Source organism: Sorangium sp. So ce321, from assembly GCF_051530195.1.
Lineage (GTDB): Bacteria > Myxococcota_A > Polyangia > Polyangiales > Polyangiaceae > Sorangium.
Map to the genome: position 1 here is coordinate 11,557,614 of NZ_CP150329.1, position 16,855 is coordinate 11,574,468.

At 72.3% G+C, this 16,855-nt stretch carries 12 protein-coding genes; 6 read left to right on the forward strand and 6 right to left on the reverse strand.

Annotated elements, in window-relative coordinates; translation table 11 throughout:
- The first annotated feature begins 55 nt into the window (after nt 1–55).
- Nucleotides 56–931 (forward strand): Uma2 family endonuclease, encoded by an 876-nt coding sequence (locus WME89_RS42930; RefSeq protein WP_438005365.1) that lies wholly within the window; start codon nt 56–58, stop codon nt 929–931.
- A gap of 59 nt (nt 932–990) precedes the next feature.
- On the opposite strand, the gene WME89_RS42935 is transcribed toward WME89_RS42930, so the two are convergent.
- Together WME89_RS42935 and WME89_RS42940 are read right to left on the reverse strand one after the other, a co-directional pair.
- Nucleotides 991–1,890, reverse strand: coding sequence for a dienelactone hydrolase family protein (locus WME89_RS42935; RefSeq protein WP_438005366.1), 900 nt, complete (start codon nt 1,888–1,890; stop codon nt 991–993).
- Nucleotides 1,891–1,990: 100 nt separating this feature from the next.
- Nucleotides 1,991–2,395, reverse strand: a complete 405-nt coding sequence (locus tag WME89_RS42940) for a response regulator (protein ID WP_438005367.1) — start codon at nt 2,393–2,395, stop codon at nt 1,991–1,993.
- 1,116 nt (nt 2,396–3,511) lie between these two features.
- On the opposite strand from WME89_RS42940, the gene WME89_RS42945 reads away from it, so the two are divergent.
- The 3 genes from WME89_RS42945 to WME89_RS42955 all read left to right on the forward strand — a co-directional run bounded on the left by WME89_RS42945 (nt 3,512) and on the right by WME89_RS42955 (nt 8,017).
- Nucleotides 3,512–4,462 (forward strand): protocatechuate 3,4-dioxygenase, encoded by a 951-nt coding sequence (locus WME89_RS42945; RefSeq protein ID WP_438005368.1) that lies wholly within the window; start codon nt 3,512–3,514, stop codon nt 4,460–4,462.
- A gap of 248 nt (nt 4,463–4,710) precedes the next feature.
- Complete coding sequence (locus WME89_RS42950) at nt 4,711–5,994, forward strand: diaminopimelate decarboxylase (protein ID WP_438005369.1); 1,284 nt, start codon at nt 4,711–4,713, stop codon at nt 5,992–5,994.
- Between the two features lie 91 nt (nt 5,995–6,085).
- On the forward strand, nt 6,086–8,017 hold the full coding sequence (locus tag WME89_RS42955; RefSeq protein ID WP_438005370.1) for a bifunctional metallophosphatase/5'-nucleotidase: 1,932 nt from the start codon (nt 6,086–6,088) through the stop codon (nt 8,015–8,017).
- Here WME89_RS42955 and WME89_RS42960 read toward each other — a convergent pair.
- Nucleotides 8,001–10,127: a hypothetical protein gene (locus WME89_RS42960; protein WP_438005371.1), complete on the reverse strand. Its 2,127-nt coding sequence runs from the start codon at nt 10,125–10,127 to the stop codon at nt 8,001–8,003. The two genes, WME89_RS42955 and WME89_RS42960, sit on opposite strands and share 17 nt — an antisense overlap.
- Before the next feature lie 353 nt (nt 10,128–10,480).
- Nucleotides 10,481–11,449 (reverse strand): prephenate dehydratase, encoded by a 969-nt coding sequence (locus tag WME89_RS42965; RefSeq protein ID WP_438005372.1) that lies wholly within the window; start codon nt 11,447–11,449, stop codon nt 10,481–10,483.
- A gap of 568 nt (nt 11,450–12,017) precedes the next feature.
- On the opposite strand from WME89_RS42965, the gene WME89_RS42970 reads away from it, so the two are divergent.
- Nucleotides 12,018–12,569 (forward strand): RNA polymerase sigma factor, encoded by a 552-nt coding sequence (locus WME89_RS42970; RefSeq protein ID WP_438005373.1) that lies wholly within the window; start codon nt 12,018–12,020, stop codon nt 12,567–12,569.
- Between the two features lie 12 nt (nt 12,570–12,581).
- Here WME89_RS42970 and WME89_RS42975 read toward each other — a convergent pair whose 3' ends face one another.
- Entirely contained in the window at nt 12,582–13,031 is a 450-nt protein-coding gene (locus WME89_RS42975; RefSeq protein ID WP_438005374.1) for a helix-turn-helix domain-containing protein, read from the reverse strand.
- 456 nt (nt 13,032–13,487) lie between these two features.
- Between WME89_RS42975 and WME89_RS42980 the strand changes: the two genes are divergently transcribed.
- Nucleotides 13,488–14,063: a hypothetical protein gene (locus tag WME89_RS42980; RefSeq protein ID WP_438005375.1), complete on the forward strand. Its 576-nt coding sequence runs from the start codon at nt 13,488–13,490 to the stop codon at nt 14,061–14,063.
- A gap of 52 nt (nt 14,064–14,115) precedes the next feature.
- Here the strand turns inward: WME89_RS42980 and priA are convergent, their stop codons facing one another.
- Complete coding sequence (gene priA, locus WME89_RS42985) at nt 14,116–16,572, reverse strand: replication restart helicase PriA (RefSeq protein ID WP_438005376.1); 2,457 nt, start codon at nt 16,570–16,572, stop codon at nt 14,116–14,118.
- Nucleotides 16,573–16,855: the final 283 nt, after the last annotated feature.

Below are 16,855 nucleotides of genomic sequence, written 5' to 3' on the forward strand. Positions count from 1 at the left end.
GCGGGGTGGAGCCGGGAGCCTCCCGGATGGCCACCCCATGGGCTAGACTCGGGTCGTGGTTCAGGCCCTCCCTGCCGGTTACCTCTTCGACCCCGCGGATCCGCGCGCTCCTACGAGCGATCAGTGGGCGCGGATGACCCCGGCCGAGCGCGATCGCGTCGTGGACATGCTTCCCGCCGAGGTCCCGCTGGAGCTCATGCCGCCCGAGGGGGACGCGCACCGCAAGGCCAAGCGCGACGCGCTCGACGCCCTCGACAGCTTCTTCCGCCGTGTCGCTCGCAAGATCTACCTCTCCTCCGAGCTCGCCGTCTTCTACCCCGGCGAGCCGCGGTTCGCGCCCGACCTGCTCGCCGTCGTCGACGTCGAGCCCCACGAGCGCATGCGGTGGGTGGTCGACAGCGAGGGCAAGGGGCTCGACCTCGTGATCGAGGTCCACGTGGCCGGCAGCCGCACCAAGGATCACCAGCTCAACGTCGACCGGTATGCCCGGCTCGGCATCCGCGAGTACTTCCTCTTCGACCGCTCCCGCCTGCGCCTGCACGCCTACAGGCTGCCCGCGGCGCCCGAGGGCGATCTCTCTCGTCCCCGCGCGTACCAGCGGATCGTGCCTCAGGCTGGCCGGTTCGCCTCCGAGGTGCTCGGCCTCGACCTCCTGCTCGACGGCCCCCGCCTCCGCTTCTTCGCGGGCAACGCGCCCCTCGAGGACGCCGACGAGAGGATCGCCCGCCTCGGCGGCATGCTCGATCAGGTCATCGCCCACCAGGAGGACGCGCAGCGCATCGCCGAGGAGCTCGCCGCCGAGCTCGACAAGGAGCGGCGCCTGCGCGAGGAGGAGCAGCGCCTGCGCGAGGAGGAGCAGCGCCTGCGCGAGGAGACCGAGCGGCAGCTCGAGCAGGCGCGCGCGGAGATCGAGCGGCTCAAGGCCCGCTGAGCGCGCGGCCCCCCGGGGCGGCCCTCGACCAGGCCGGCGCGTAGGTCGCCGCCGTGGGGCTATCCGCCCTTCAGCTTGGCGGCCAGGAACTTGCGGACGTGCTCCCAGGCGTCGGCCGCAGCCTTCGTGTCGTACCGCTCTCCCGACGGGTTCGCGAAGGCGTGGTCGGCGTCGTACCGGAGCACCTGGTGCTCCACGCCCGCGTCGTGGAGCGCCTTGTCGAACTCGCTCACGACCTCGGGCGGGATGCCCTTGTCCAGGTTGCCGAAGACGCCGAGCACCGGCGCCTTGATCGCCTTGAGCTTCGCGGGGTCGGTGACGAGCCGGCCGTAGTAGATGACGGCGGCGTCGAGCTCGGGCTCGTTCATGGCGAGCTTGAGCGACCAGGCGCCGCCGAAGCACCACCCGATCGCGCCGGTGCGCGGCGCCGAGACGCGCGCGTCCGTCGTGAGGAAGCGGTGCGCGGCGCGCACGACCTCGATCCCCTTCGCCTCGTCCACGGCCTTCATCGCCGCCATCGCGTCGTCGGGGTTCGTCGCCACCTTGCCGCCGTACAGATCCACGGCGAGCGCGGCGTAGCCGTCCTCCGCGAGGCGGTCGGCCCAGTGCTTGATGTGCTCGTTCAGGCCCCACCACTCGTGGATGACCACGACGCCCGGGATCGGCGCCTTCGCGCCCGGCGGCAGGCTCAGGTACGCCCGCGTCCCGGCCACCTCGACCGCCTCTCCGCGCGCGGGCGGGGCCTTGTCGGACCGGAGCTGGTGCAGGGCCTTGAAGTCCTCCTCCGAGAGCCGGCCGGTCGGCCCGTCCGCGGCGCCGGTCGCCGCGGGCGCCGCCGACGCGGGCGGGGCGGCCCCGGGCGGAGGCGCGGCGGGAGGCGCGGGGGAGGCGGAGCAGGCGGTCACCACGGCCAGCGCGAGCGGCGCGACAAGGCGGCAGGAGTGCAGGCTGAGCTTCATGGCGACGCACCCTACCAGCAGAGCGCCGCGCGTCGGAAGTCTCGGGGGAGGCCGCGCCCGCGGCCCGCGCGGCGGCCTCGGCGGGGAGGCCGCGCCCTGCCTAGGTCGCGACCCGCAGGCGCAGCTGGCTGGACTCGAGGCCCCGCCGGACCGCGGCCACCAGCGTGTCCGGCGAGAACGGCTTCGCGACGAACGCGTGGGCGCCGAGCCGGACGGCGCGCTCGCGCTCGCGCGCCGAGGACATCGCCGAGACGACGATCAGCGCGACGTCGCGGTGGTGCCGGCTCTGGCGGATGAAGCGGATGAGCTCCAGCCCGTCGATGTCCGGCAGGTTGATGTCGATGATCACGGCGTCGTACGCGCCCCGATGCATCCGCCGGAGCGCCTCGAACCCGCTCGCCGTCTCGGCGAGCTCGACCAGCCCGAGCTCCCTCGCCCCCTCGAGCGCCGCCCGCATCTGCGTGCGCATCGCGGCGGAGTCGTCGATGAGGAGGAGGCGAATCATACGAGCAGTGCGTCCGGATGGGGCTCTTGGGCCGGCTATGTACAGCAAAATCAACGAAACTGGAAGTGTTCATCAAATTTCCGACATTCCAGCGCCGGACCGGTCCACGGAGCAGATCCCGCTGAGCTCGCCTTGAGGCCGCTCCGCGCCGTTAACCTGAGCCCGAGGCCCGCTCGGCGCCTGCGGGACGGCCGCCTGCGGGACGCGCCGCTCCACCGGACCATGCCGGCCCAGCTCTGCACATCTGTGCACCTGCGCACCCTCGACGGCGGCGTCGCGCGGCGCGCTGCCCTGCGTCGCGCGGCGCGCTGCGCGACCGACACGGCCGGCGGCTCGGCCGGGCAGGCGCGGCGACTCCACGACACGACGCCTCTTCAGCTCCGCCCTCAGCGCCCGGCGTGATCACATCCGCCCGGTCCGGGAATTCGTCTGAGCCACACAGGAGACCGTTGTGCGCGCCAGGTCATTGCACATCTTCGCCACGGCTGCCGGGCTGTTCCCTGCGATCTGCAGCGGCGCAGACTCCAGGGATGCCGATCGCAAGGGCGGCGCCGGCGACCTGGGTCGCGCCCGCGGCGCCGGACGCGCCGCGGGTCCACGAGCTCCGGTGGCTCCAGCGCGGGCCCTGTCCCCGCCCCTCGCTCACGTCACCGGTTCTGGCCCTCTGCCCCTGTCCTGTCCCGCGCCACGAGCGAGACAGATGAGATAGAGATACGCGCCGCGCTGCTCCCTCCGGTCGGCGCTCGATGAGGTGGAGTGTAATCCTTCCGGGACACGCGGTCTGTTCCCGCTGACCTGTTACGGTTCGACTCAATCACAGCCCTGGCCCGGCGCGATTTGACGTCGCACATGCTTGGAAATCAAACTATCTGTTTGACAAAAAAATCGAGCGACGGTATTCCCATTGACGGGCAGACGTCATGCGACGGCCACCCTCTGGCGTTGCGCGATTCTTACTTAGAGAGGGCAGCCCCTTCCGTGGGGATTCCGGCTGTTCGGCCCGCGCCATCCGCCAGTGGGTCCTGGAGGGGGCGCCGGCTTCCGCTCAGCCTGGTCAGAGTATTTCACGGTCAGGGCGTGACTTTGAGAGCATGACTTATCCAAGGAGATCGTTGTATGGGTGAGAGAAAAGGAGCCGCGGCTCGTGATCTGCTCGGCTGGGTCCTCGACCGGCGGCAGATTCTCATCAAGCTCGGGGCGTTCGCCGTCACCGCGCCCGCGATCGTGTCCTGCGGAGAGGATGGCGGGGCGGCCGGCAACGACACCATCGGAAGCGGCGGCGCCGGCGGCGGCTCCGGCAGCACGAGCACGGGCTGGGGTACCGCCAGCAGCACGACCGCCAGCGGTCCTGCCAGCTCGAGCAGCACGACCGTGGGCGCGGGCGGCGCGGGCGGCGTCGGCGTGGAGGGCGGCGACTCGCTGGATCCCTCGATATTCGAGGACGCAGCAAGCTGCTCGATGACGACCACGGACATCGAGGGACCGTTCTTCCTCGACGACAACGAGATCCCGAACGACATCAACCTGTTCCGGAGCGATATCCGGGACGGCCATCCCGGCTGCGAGCTCCGGCTCTATTTCCGCCTGCTCGACGGCCAGAACGACTGCGAGCCGATCCCCGACGCCGAGGTGTACATCTGGCACTGCGACGCGGAGGGGTACTACAGCGGCTTCGACAACCAGGATCCCTCCACGCCGTACGCAGGCCCGATCGAGCGTACGCCGGATAACCTGGACCGGTTTTGCCGCGGCGTGCAGCTCTCCGACCGCAACGGGATCGTGGGCTTCACCTCGCTCTGGCCTGGATGGTACGCGGGGCGCCCCGTCCACGTTCACCTGGTCGCGCGCATCAACGGGTCCACGACCAGGCTGATCACCACGCAGCTCTACTTCGACGCCGACTTCAGCGCGAAGGTGTACGCGTCCGAGCCGGAGTACGCGGCTCGCTCGACGAACATCCCGGCGTCCAGCCTCGATCCGCCGCGGGGCAACCCTGCCATGCCGACCATGAAGCACACCCCCGGGCTGATCACCGCCACGCTCAACGTCATCGTCAACCGCGCCTGAGCGTACGAGCTGTCCCCGAGCAGGCCGAGATCGCGGACGGCGGCGCCGTGAGGGCGCCCCTGCTCGCGACCTCGGCGAGCGGCCTCCAGCGCGAGGGCGCCTGAGCGTCGGAAGGCGCCCGGGCGCTGCCCGCCCAGGGCCGCGAGACATCCTGGAAACCCAGGCTGACCTCCTCGTCGCGGCGTCGCGGGCGTCGCGCGGGGCGGACAGCCGCCCTCCCGGACGCCAGACTGCGGTAGGGAGGTCCCATGAGCGACGGGGATCGGCTGGATCCAGGGAGCATGGCGCGCGTGTTCCGCGAGGCGCGGCGCCGCGGGATGGACGTGGAGCCTGCGGTGCTGTTCCACGACCTCGGGCGCATGCGGGCGCGCATCGGTCGGATCGGCGCGGCGTTCCCGCCGGGCGCCCTCCACACGGTCGCGATCAAGGCGAACCCCCTCGTGGAGGTCCTCCGCGCCGCGGTCGACTGCGGCGCGGGGCTGGAGGCGGCCTCGCTCGAGGAGGTGAAGCTCTCGGTCGCCGCCGGGTGCCCCCCCGGCCGCATCGTCTACGACTCGCCCGCGAAGACCCGCGCCGACATCGCGGAGGCCCTCCGCCTGCGCGTGCGGATCAACGCCGACAACCTCGACGAGCTCGAGCGCATCGATGAGCTCGTCGGGCCCGAAGGGGCGGCGGGCCGCATCGGGCTGCGGATCAACCCGCAGGTCGGGGCATCCAGCATCGCCCTCACCAGCGTCGCGGATCGGCGCTCCAGGTTCGGGGTCCCCCTCGAGCAGGCGGACGCGGTGCGCGCCGCCTTCGCGCGGTACCGGTGGCTCACCGGCCTGCACGTGCACGTCGGCTCGCAGGGCTGCTCGCTCTCGCAGCTGGTCGACGGGATCCGCCGCGTCGAGGCGCTGCGCCAGGAGCTCCGCCGCGCGCTGGGGCCGGGCGCCGCCGGCACCATGGATATCGGCGGCGGGCTGCCGGTCGCTTACCGGAGCACCGACCGGCCGCCGCTGCTCGAGGACTACGCGGCCGCGCTGCGCCTCGAGGTCCCGACGCTCTTCGAGGCGGGGACCACGCTGATCACCGAGCTCGGGCGCTGGGTCCAGGCGGGCTGCGGCTTCGCCTTCTCGCGCGTGGAGTACGTGAAGAAGGACTCGGCCGGGCGCACCGCGATCCTGCACCTCGGGGCCGACTTCCTGCTGCGCCGCGCGTATCACCCGGCCGACTGGCACCATGACTTCGTGGCGCTCGACCCCGACGCCGCGCCCAGGGAGGGGCCGCTCTCGCCGTGCACCCTCGGCGGCCCGCTCTGCTTCGGCGGCGACGTGATGGCGCGCGATCTCCCGCTGCCGGACCTGTCGCCTGGGGATCTGGTGCTCGTCCGCGACACGGGGGCTTACACGCTGAGCATGTGGTCCCGCCACTGCAGCCGCGGCATCCCCGCGGTGCTCGGCGTCGACGGCGACGACATCCGGGTCCTGCGCGAGCGAGAGCGGCCCGAGGACGTCGTGGCGTTCTGGAGCCGCAGCCGCGGCCAGCCATGAGGCCGCTGCGCGGCGTTCACGTGGCTGTTTCCCCGCGAACCCAGGATGTGACAGCCTAGAGCGGCGGGCGCCGCGAAGTGGAGGAGCAGAGATGAGGTCGACGGGAGCTTCCGGGGTCGTGGGACGGAGCGCACGGGCGTGGCGGGTCGCGCTGCTCGGCGCCGCGCTGATCGCACCGCCGATCGCCACCGCCGGCTGCGGCGACGACGAGGCCACGAGCCCCCAGGAGCAAGCCGGCGGCTCGGGCGGCGCTACCGGCACCGGCGGCTCGGGCGGCGCTACCGGCACCGGCGGCTCGGGCGGCGCCACTGGCACCGGCGGTCAGGGCGGCGACGGCGGCTCCGGCGGCGCTACCGGCACCGGCGGTCAGGGCGGCGACGGCGGCTCGGGCGACGGCGGCTCCGGCGGCGGCGACACCGTGAGCGTGCAGATCCTCGCCTTCAACGACTTCCACGGCAACCTGGAGCCGCCCGCCGGCAGCAGCGGCAGGATCACGATGCCCGACGAGACGCAGGTGGACGCGGGCGGCGCCGCGCACCTCGCGTCGCGCATCGCCGAGCTCCGCGCCACGAACCCGAACACCGTGGTTGTCTCGGCCGGAGACCTCATCGGCGCGAGCCCGCTCGTGTCGGCGCTGTTCCACGACGAGCCCACGATCGAGGCCATGAACCTCCTCGGCCTCGACATCAACGGCGTCGGCAACCACGAGTTCGACAAGGGCACCGCCGAGCTCCTCCGGATGCAATCCGGCGGGTGCAGCCCGGTCGACGGCTGCGCGGACGGCACCTCTTTCCCGGGCGCCACCTTCAAGTTCCTCGCCGCCAACGTCGTCGTGGACACGTCGACCGGCAGGACGCTCTTCCCGCGCTACGACGTCCGCGAGTTCGACGGCGCAAAGATCGCCTTCATCGGCATGACGCTCGAGGACACTCCGTCGATCGTGACGCCCGTCGGCGTCGCGGGGCTCTCGTTCATGGATGAGGTCGACACGGTGAACGACATCGTCCCGGAGCTCCAGGCGCAGGGCATCGAGGCCATCGTGGTGGTGCTCCACGAGGGAGGGCTGCCCACGGGCCACTTCAACGAGTGCCCAGACCTCTCTGGCCCCCTCGTCGAGATCGCCACGAACGTCGACCCCGCCGTGGACGTCATCGTCAGCGGACACACGCACCAGGCGTACAACTGCCTCCTCGGCGACAAGATCGTGACGAGCGCGGCGTCTTTCGGCCGGCTGGTCACTGACATCGACCTGGAGATCAGCAGGAGCACGGGCGAGGTGACGGCGAAGACGGCGAACAACGTCCTCGTGACGCGCGACGCGGCCAACGCGACGGTGGACGCCCTGGTGACGCGCTACAAGAACCTCTCGGCGCCGCTGGCCAACGAGCAGATCGGCACGATCACCGCGACGCTCGACCGCACGGTCCCGCCGATGGGGCCCGGGCTGTTCACGCTGGGCGCGGTCATCGCCGACGCCCAGCTCGCCGCCACGCGCGGGGCGAGCACCGGCGGCGCCGAGGTCGCGCTCATGAACCCGGGCGGCGTCCGCACGGACCTGACCTACGCGGCCTCGCCGACCGAGCTCATGGACGGGGTGGTCACCTACGGCGAGGCGTTCACCGTGCAGCCCTTCGGCAACAGCCTGGTCGTGATGACCCTCACCGGCGCGCAGCTCCACACGCTGCTGGAGCAGCAGTTCCGGGTGGACTCGATGGGCGTGCCACGGAGCTTGATCCTGCAGGTCTCCGACGGCTTCACGTACAGCTACAGCCAGAGCGCGCCGATCGGCTCGAAGGTCGACATCGCCTCGATCCGGATCAACGGCGTCCCGATCGAGGCGGCGCGGACGTACCGCGTGACGGTGAACAGCTTCCTGGCGACGGGCGGCGACGGCTTCACCGTGCTCAACGACGGCACCGATCGCCTCGGCGGCGCGCTGGATCTCGACGCCCTGCGCGCCTACTTCGCGGCGAGCTCTCCGGTCTCGCCGCCCCCGCTCGACCGGATCACGGTCGTGCCCTGAGCGGCGTCCACGCCATCCGCTGCTCAGCCGAGGTCGCGGCCGACCGGCGGATGGCGAGGGGCGACGCGCCCGACGCGCGCTGGTCGCCCGCGGCGTCCCTCGGCCACCAGCTCATGCTGAGGTGGATGTGGTGGTGGTGGTACGGCCACCCCTCGCCGTACGCCATCCGGTCCGAGAAGCTCGCGAGCTCGTCGTCGGTGATCCTCCGCCGGTCGCGCTCCGGAAGGGCGTTCAGCCTGGCCGCGGTCCTCGAGAGGAACGGCGCGATGATCTTGTCCACCCCGACGACGCGCGTGCGGGGCGAGCGGAACAGCCTGGCCATGAAGAACGCCTCCCGCTCGAGATCGACGATGTGCTTTCGCTTCGCCGCCGAGGAGCAGTACCCGTCCTCGTGCTTCGACCCGTCTCCGCAGATGATCTCCCCGTCATTCGAGCCGTCCGTCTGGAAGTAGGCGATATCGATGTTGCCCCCCTGATCGTGCGTCGACTCGGGGTGGCGCGGGTCGCCGATGTCGTATCCGGGCGTGACGCCGTTGATCTGACAAACGTCGATCAGCGAGAGCGGCGTCGTGCCCGGGAACGCCCACATCGTCTCGGCGAGCGCGTCGCGCACGAGCATGATGAGCTCGCGCCGCGCGAAGCGGTAGTTGCTGAAGGTCTCCCAGACATAGCCGCCGCCGACGACCGAGTCGTCGGGGTCGGGGAACGGGAACGGCAAGAGCCCGCTGCCGCCTTCGCCGAAGCCGGCGCACTCGTCGAAGGAGAAGCCGGCGTCCACGCAGCTCGGGCCGTCGACGTACGGGTACGTGGTCACGTCCAGCCCATAGGCGTTCTGCGCGCCGTCATGACCGACGACCCGGACGAGGTACTCGGCGCCGCCTCGCTCGGAGTAGAACCCGTACACCTCGGTGTTCGTCTCCTGATCTCGATACGAGTACGGATACTGATCGCCGTAACGCGAGCCGAGCAGGCGACCCTGGCCGTCATAGGCCACCAGATCGATGTCCCCGGCGGCGTGGCGGAGCTCGATGCCCACGCGGACGATCGTCTTCTCCGGCACCACGATCCTGAACCAGTCCTCGTCCCCCTCGCACAGCGTGAGCTCCTCGGTGAGGCCCACGGGCACGCTCACCGCGGCTCCCGGATCATCGTTGGGCTCGAGCGCGTCGCCCTCGGCCTCGCAGGCGAAGGCGTCCTTGCGGCACACGCCGTCGTCGCACGCCTCGCCTTCCGGACACCACCCGGACGGGACGTCGGGCGAGCACGCGACCTCGTCCGACACGCAGAGCTCCCCGAGGCAGGTCGTGCCCCGCGGGCAGGTCGCGGCGGCGTCGCAGCCGGCGAAGCAGGCAGATTTGCTCGCGCCGTCGCCGCTCGCGCCGTCGCCGCTCGCGCCGTCGCCGCTCGCGCCGTCGAACGAGTGGCACACGTAGCCAGGGCGGCAGTCGAGGTCGCTGCCGCAGGTGTTCAGGCAGATGGGCGCGCCGTCCTCCCCCGCGGGGAAGCAGCCCGCCTCCGGGCCGCACTGGTCGTCGCCCTCGCAGTCGAAGGCGAGGCAGTAGCCCTCGACCCAGCCGTTCGGCTCCGTCGTGCTCGCGTCGCTGTAGCACGTCGCGCCGGGCAGCGAGCACGCCTCCGCTGTGTCGCACGCCGCGCCCACGTCCCCGGGGATGACCGTGTCCTCCGCGCACGCCGCGCCGCACGCCGCGTTGCACCCGTCGCCGCGCCGCGGAGAGCACAGGCCATGACGGTTCTCCACGCCCTCGCAGGTCGCGGGATCGTAGACGGGATAACACACCCCCGTGTCCGTCAGGATGTCGGTGTTGAAGCAGCGAGAGCCTGGCGCGCAGCCCTCTTCGCTGTTCGGCGCCGCACACAGCCCCTCCGCGCGCTGCATGCAGATGCCGAGCATGCAGACGACCGCCTCGCCGTCGCAGTCCGCATCACAGCCGCAGCTCGCCCCGACCGGCTTGACCTTCGGGCCTGCGCCGCCGCCGCGCATGCCGCTTTCGACCGGTAACGCCGCCACCCACGGGCCCACATCACACCCTTCCAGAGAGCCCATGAGCGCCGGCACAACCACGAAGAGCCATCGCCATCGTCGATCCATGTCACCTTGCCTGTCGAGGAGTGCGAGACCGCACGCAGCGAGCGTTCTAGTCGCAGGCGAGGCGCGATTGGCCACCGAAAAGAACAGAGGGTCACGCAGGCTACCCTGCGCAAAGATATTTCCACCTTCCGAGCGGCGTTATTGAGCGAGCCAGTGAGGGTGCCTACTCGACGAGAGGCCGGCCCACGTCCGCCGCGATCAACTCGCTGTCATCGGGCAGCTTGGTCCCGAGGCGCACCCTGTGTCTCCCAGGGGGGATGACGCGCGAAGGTACCCAGCCCGAGCTCACGGGCGGGTCACGCGCCCGGGACCGTGGGGTGAAGCGGACGGCGAAGGGCCGGAGGCCGCGGCCCTCACTCGTACTTCTGGCTGACGCGGAACGAGCCGAGCGAGCGAACCCCCGTCGCGTGCTGCTGGAGCAGCGCGAGCGCTTCCTTGAAGGAAGGCTCCTCGGTGCTGCCCTCGCACTCGACGAGGAAGAGGTACTCCTCGGGGCTGTCCGGCAGCGCGCGCGAGACGATGCGCGTGAGGTTGATATGGTGTCTCCCGAGCGCGGAGAGCGCCGCGACGAGGGCGCCCGGGCGGTGGTCCAGCCCGAACAGGAGCAGCGTCCGCCCGCCCGCGGGCGGCGGCTCCTCGGCCCTGCCGACGACGAAGAAGCGCGTGATGTTCTCGCCCTTCACCCCGAGCTTCGGCACGAGGATGTCGAGCTTGTAGATCGCCGCCGCCCCCTTGTTGCCGATCGCCCAGGCCTCGCCGTCCTGCGCCGCGCGCTCGACCGCCTCGGCGGTGCTCTCCGCCTCGAGGATCTGCGCGCCAGGGTAGTTCTCGCGCAGCCAGTCGCCGCAGTGCTTGAGCGGCACGAAGTGCGAGTAGATGCGCCTCGGCGTCACGCCCTTCCTGCCGAGGAGCGACAGCGTGACGTGCAGAGAGAGCTCCTCGCATACGACGAGCCCGGCGCCCGTGCCCTCGCGTCGGATCAGCTCATCCACGGTGTCGTAGATCGGGCCGCCCACCGCGTTCTCGATCGGCACGACGCCGTAGGTCGCCGCGCCGCCGGCCACGGCGTCGAACACGGCCGAGATGGTGCGCCGGGGCTCGAGCTCCGCGCCCTGACCGAACCGCCGGGAGGCGACCTCGTGGCTGAACGTCCCGGGCCGCCCGAAGTACGCTACCCGCTGGCTCGCCGCCGCGGGCTCTCCCTCCCCCGCGCCGCCTGCAGCCGCCTCCCCTGCGCCGCCTGCGGCCGCCGCCTCTGCGCCGCCTGCGGCCGCCGCCTCGTCGCGGGGCGCCGCCCCTGGGTTCCCTGCGTCAGCGGACATGGGCGGTGAGCGCCTCGCCAGAGCCCCCGCGGACGAGCGCGTCGCGCGCCGGGCAGGGCGCGCCGAGCCACCGGAAGGCCGGCATCCTTCGATGGAGCCTGTGCATCGAGCGCCGTGTACCGGCGCGGTGCCGTGGCGTCCAGCGAGGAAAGCGGCCGCCACCCGGGAGGAGGCCCCGAGGCGCCCGGAAACGAACGTGCTCGAGGCGCCAGCGGCTCGAACGGGCCCGGCGTGTCCGGAACCGGAACCGGCGTGTCCGGAACCGGAAGAGGAACGATCGTTACATCTCCAGCACCATCGTGAAACGACGCATTCTCCTACGTTTCAGCCTTCGCACGCGTAAAACACGCCCCAGGCAGCCACGGGCAATCCCGTCCACCTTCACCTACATCATCTCACCTACCAGGCGAAATTCTGCCTGGGATCGCGTCGACCGCGTTTTGCAAGTTTCGTTTCTTGTGATAACGATCGTTACGCAATGCCGGGCACGGGGCATGGGAGCAACGGTGCGCAGCCGCCGAACGACAGGGAAAAGGCTTTTTGGCGGATCTTCAACAAGAAAACGATCGTGCTCGTGCGGCGCTGGCTGCGCCTCCTGGGGGTCCCGCGCCGTGATCGCCGCGACGTCGCTCAGATCGTGATGCTCGCGGCGCACGAGAGCTTCGCGAACTACGATCCGGCGCGCGGGCCGCCCGATCGCTGGCTCAACCGGATCGCGGTCCACACCGCGTCCCACTACGCGGAGCGCGCGCGACGCCGGGTGGAGGAGCCGCTGCCGGACGACTTCGACGCCGAGCTCGAGGAGCCGTCGGCGGAGGAGTACATCATCTCGGAGTGCGATCGGCTGTTTGCGCTCTCCGTCCTGCGGGAGATCGACGGCGAGCTCGGCGCGGTCCTCATGGCGCACGACATCGAGGGCGTCCCCATGGCGGACTTCGCGAGCCAGTCCGGGATCCCCCTCTCGACGGCCTACAAGCGGCGGACCCGCGCGCTGACCGCGTTTCAGCTCCTGGCCACGCAGCGGCTCGCGTCGATGGACGGGGGCGCGGAGCCCCGGAACGGCGCGCGGCGGGCTCCGGGCGGCGCGGCGCCGCTCCTCGTGCTGTCGGCGCGGCCGTGAGCGCTCAGCGGCTCATCGCCCGGGGCGCCGGCTCGACGACGAGGGCACGGCGCCCCGCGACGCGCGCTCTTCCGGCCGGGGCCGGGAGCGCGGCCGCGCGCGGTCCGTATCCTCGTTGATGAGCGCCAGGATGGCCTGCTTCTTCGGCGAGTCGTCTGGCTCGATCAGGAGGAAGAGGAGCGCGTCCTGGAGCGCCTCGGGCGCGCGGTCGAAGCGATCGGCGACCACGGCGGAGACCGGGCTGCGCCCGTCGCCGGGAAGGAGGAGTCGAGCATCGCAGTCGAGCCCCTGGGCGATGAGCGCCAGCGCGCCGAGCCCGAGGTCGCGCTCGCCGCGCTCGACCTGCCGCAGGTACGTCGCAGAGAGGCGCGCCTTCTCGGCGAATTCGGCGTAGCTGAGCCCGTGCAGCAGCCGGAGCACGCGAATGGCCCGACCGACCTCCTTGGGAAGCGTATCGCCCATGACCGGCGCAGCCTATCAACTCCCGCCGCGGCCAGAGAAGCACGATCGCACCTTTCTCTCGCCGTCGCGCGCGTGTCCACGCGCACGTGCGCGCACGTCGGTGCCCGTTACTTACTATTACTGATTCAGCTCCTCCACGAGCGCCCGGGAGTGCGAGTTGTCGCTCTTTTCGAACACGCTGTTGGTACGGAGGGGCGCGCCGGTCGCGGCTGGCGCGCGCCGGGCCCGCGTCCGCTCTGTGTCTGGTCGCGCAGGTTGCGTCTGGTTGCGTCTGTTTACATCTGTTTGCGCGGGTCGCGCAGCTCGCGTCGGGTCGGTGTCTGGTCGCGTGGGGCTGCGTCTGGTTTGCGTTCTTGCAATCGCGCTACGCTTTTGGCATTCCTCGCCAGTCATGTACCAGGACGTGCGCTGTCTGGAGGGCATGTCTCGGCCCCTCGGGCCGCGGCAAGGGCATCGATGATCCGTCTGGAGCTTTCAGGAGAGCACACCCGGCTGCACTCGACGCTGTGCGGCCAGTGCCCGCAAGGCCCCGCGGGCTGCTGTGTCAGCCCGCCCGAGCTCGACTGGACCGACGTCGGGCGCATCGCCTCCCTCGGCGGCCGCGCCTGGCTGCTCGAGCAGATCGCCGCCGGCAACCTGCTCCCCGTGAGCCGCGGACTCCAGCTCCGGCGCGTGCGCAAGCGCGAGGAGCGCTCGGCCCCGCGGCGCTCGAAGTGCGTGTATCACGGCCCCCGCGGCTGCACCGTCGCCGCCGAGCGGCGGGCCGCGACGTGCAACTACTTCCTCTGCGAGGACGCCTTCGCCGAGCGTCTGGACGGCCAGGCGGACCCGGCCTCCGCCGCGGCCCGCCGGGCTCACGCGCTCCTCCGCGAGGTCTACGGCCGCTGGGATCGCGAGCTCGCCGAGGCGGTCGCCGCCCGGCCGGAGGGGCCGTCGTGGGACGCGGCGTTCCTCGACTGGCTGGGCGCCGAGTTCGAGCGACTCTCGGGCGCCGCGCGCGACGAGCTCGCGGCGCTCTCCGCTCCCGGCTAGCTCCGCCCGGCAGCAGCCCGGCCAGCGCCCAGCGCGCGCCGCGGAGGCCCCGTCACAGCATGGCGACGGGATCCACGTCGATGATCACGCGCGCGTTCCGGTCGAGGCCGTCCCTCATGAGCCCGGCCAGCGCCGCGAGCGTCCCCCGCAGCGGCCCGCGCTCGCGCGCCCGGAGGAGCACCCGGAACCGGTACCGCCCGCGCAGGCGCGCGATCGGCGCCGCCGACGGCCCGAGCACCTCGACGCGCCGCGCGAGCCCCTCCGGGCAGGTGCGCGCGTGGGCCGCGAGCTTCGCCGCGGCGCCGCGGCCCACGTCCTCGTCGACAGCGTCGACCCGGAGCAGCGCGAGGCGCGTGGCCGGCGGATAGCCCACCTCCTCGCGATCGCGGATCTCCCGATCGAGGAAGCCGGGCACGTCGTGCGCCGCGGCGAACGCGATCGCCGGGTGCTCGGGGTTGCGCGTCTGGATGAGCACCCGGCCGGGCCTGTCGCGCCGGCCCGCGCGCCCGGCCACCTGCACGAGCAGCTGGAAGCCGCGCTCGGCCGCGCGGAAGTCGGGCAGCCCCAGCGCGGCGTCGGCGTTCACCACGCCGACCAGGGTCACGTTGGGCAGGTCGTGGCCCTTCGTGACCATCTGCGTGCCGACAAGGATGTCGATCTTGCCCTCGCGCATCCGCGCGAGGATCGCCTGCGACCGGTCCTTGCCCGCGACGTCGCGGTCGAGGCGCGCCACGCGCGCCTCCGGGAACGACGCGGCGATCGTCGCCTCGAGCCGCTCGGTGCCGAGCCCCTCGAGCAGCAGGGTCCGCGAGCCGCACGCCGCGCAGCGGTCCGGCAGCGGCCCCGCGTAGTCGCAGTAATGGCAGCGCAGCCGCCCGCCCTGGGGCCGCTCGTCCATCGGGGGAGCCGCGAGCGCGCCGGCGGACGGGGGCGCCGCGGGCGCGCCGTCAGGGGCAGGCGCCGCGGGCACGCCCGCCGGCGGGGGCGCGTCGCGGCGCCGCCCGCGGTGGTACGTCAGCGCGACAGAGCAGGCCTCGCACGTCGTCAGCGTCCCGCACGAGCCGCAGACGACGCTCGGCGCGAAGCCGCGGCGGTTCAGGAACAGGATCGCCTGCTCCTTCGCCGCGAGCGTCTTCTCGAGCGCGCGGTGCAGCGGCAGCGAGATCAGCGGGTCGCCCGAGGGGCCGGCGCCGAAGCGGCGGAGGTCGACGAGGGTGACCTCGGGCAGGCTGGCCTCGCGGTGCGCGCGGTCCGGCAGGCGCAGCTCGGCGAGCTTGCCGCGCCGCACCAGCGCGACCGACTCGATGGAGGGCGTCGCGGAGCCGAGCACGCACACGGCCCCGGCGCGGTGGGCCCGCAGCAGCGCCATGTCGCGCGCGTGGTAGCGCACGCCCTCCTCCTGCTTGAACGAGCCGTCGTGCTCCTCGTCGACGAGGATGAGGCCGAGGTCCGGCACCGGCGCGAACAGCGCCGAGCGCGCCCCGATGGCGACGCGCACGTTGCCGCCGTGCAGGCTCGACCACATGCCGTGGCGATCGGCGTCGCTGAGCCCGCTGTGGAGCACGGCGAGCGCGTCGCCGAAGCGGGCGCGGAAGCGCGCGACGAGCTGCGGGGTGAGGGCGATCTCCGGCACCATCACGAGGGCGCCGCGGCCCCGCTCGAGGCAGCTCTTGATGGCGCGCAGGTACACCTCCGTCTTGCCGGAGCCGGTCACGCCGAAGAGCAGGAACGCGCTCGGCGCCGCCGGCCGGGGCTCGTGCGGCGCCCCCGCGCGGTGCTCCCCTGCCCCGGGCGCGGAGGCGGCCGCGAGCGCCGCGTCGATGCGCGCGGCGGCCTCGGCCTGCGCCGCGTTGAGCTCGGGGGGCACGTCGCGCGCCTCGGCGAGGCGGAAGAAAGGGTCGCGCGGCGGCTCGCGCTCCTCGAGGGCGACGAGGTCCCGCTCGGCGAGCTTCTTCAGGGCGCTGCGCGCGTTGCCGAAGCGCTCCTCGAGCCGCGCGACCGGCTGCTCGCCGTTCGCGCGGAGCAGCGCGAGCACGGCCGCGGCCTGCCCGCGGAGCGTGCCCGGCTCCTCGACCGCGTCCGTCGCCCGCGCGTAGGCGACCTTGCGGCCGCCCACCTGCTTGGCGCGCCCGAGGTCGAGGACGCCGTCGAGCTCGCCCTGGGCCTTGAGCGCCCGCACCTGCTCGCGCTCGAGCGCCGGCAGCGCCAGGCGGAGCACCTCGCCGATCGGCGCGAAGTAGTAGGCGGCGAGCTCTTGCAGGAACGAGAGCAGCTCGGCGGGCAGCGCCGGCCGCGCGTCGACGAGCGCCGCGAGCGGCTTGATCTTCGACGGATCGATCGCCGTGCTGCGCTCGCTCACGGAGAGCACGACGCCGAGCAGCTTGCGCCGGTGGAACTCGCAGAGCACGCGCGCCCCCGGCCGCACCTCGCCGGCGAGCGCGGCGGGGACCTCGTAGGTGAAGGCCTGCGAGAGCGGGACGGGCACCGCGACGTCGGCGAGAAGGGGCATCGCTCCGGGGAGGGCCGCGCGCGGCGCGGCACGGGCGAGATACCAGAGAACGCCGCGCGGGACGAGGAACGACGAGGAACGCAGGGCGCCCTCGCGCGGGCGCGCCCTGCACGGCGGGGAAAGAAGACAAAAAAAAGCGCCGCCGGGGCCTCGGGGGGGGGAAGGCCGCGCCGGCAGCGCTGTCCGGACATAGAGCACCGTCCATGCCATCCGTGATGTTCACGATTCGAACGGATTTCTTCCCAGATACGCGCGTTCGATTTCGAATCTGAAATTTCGGCAT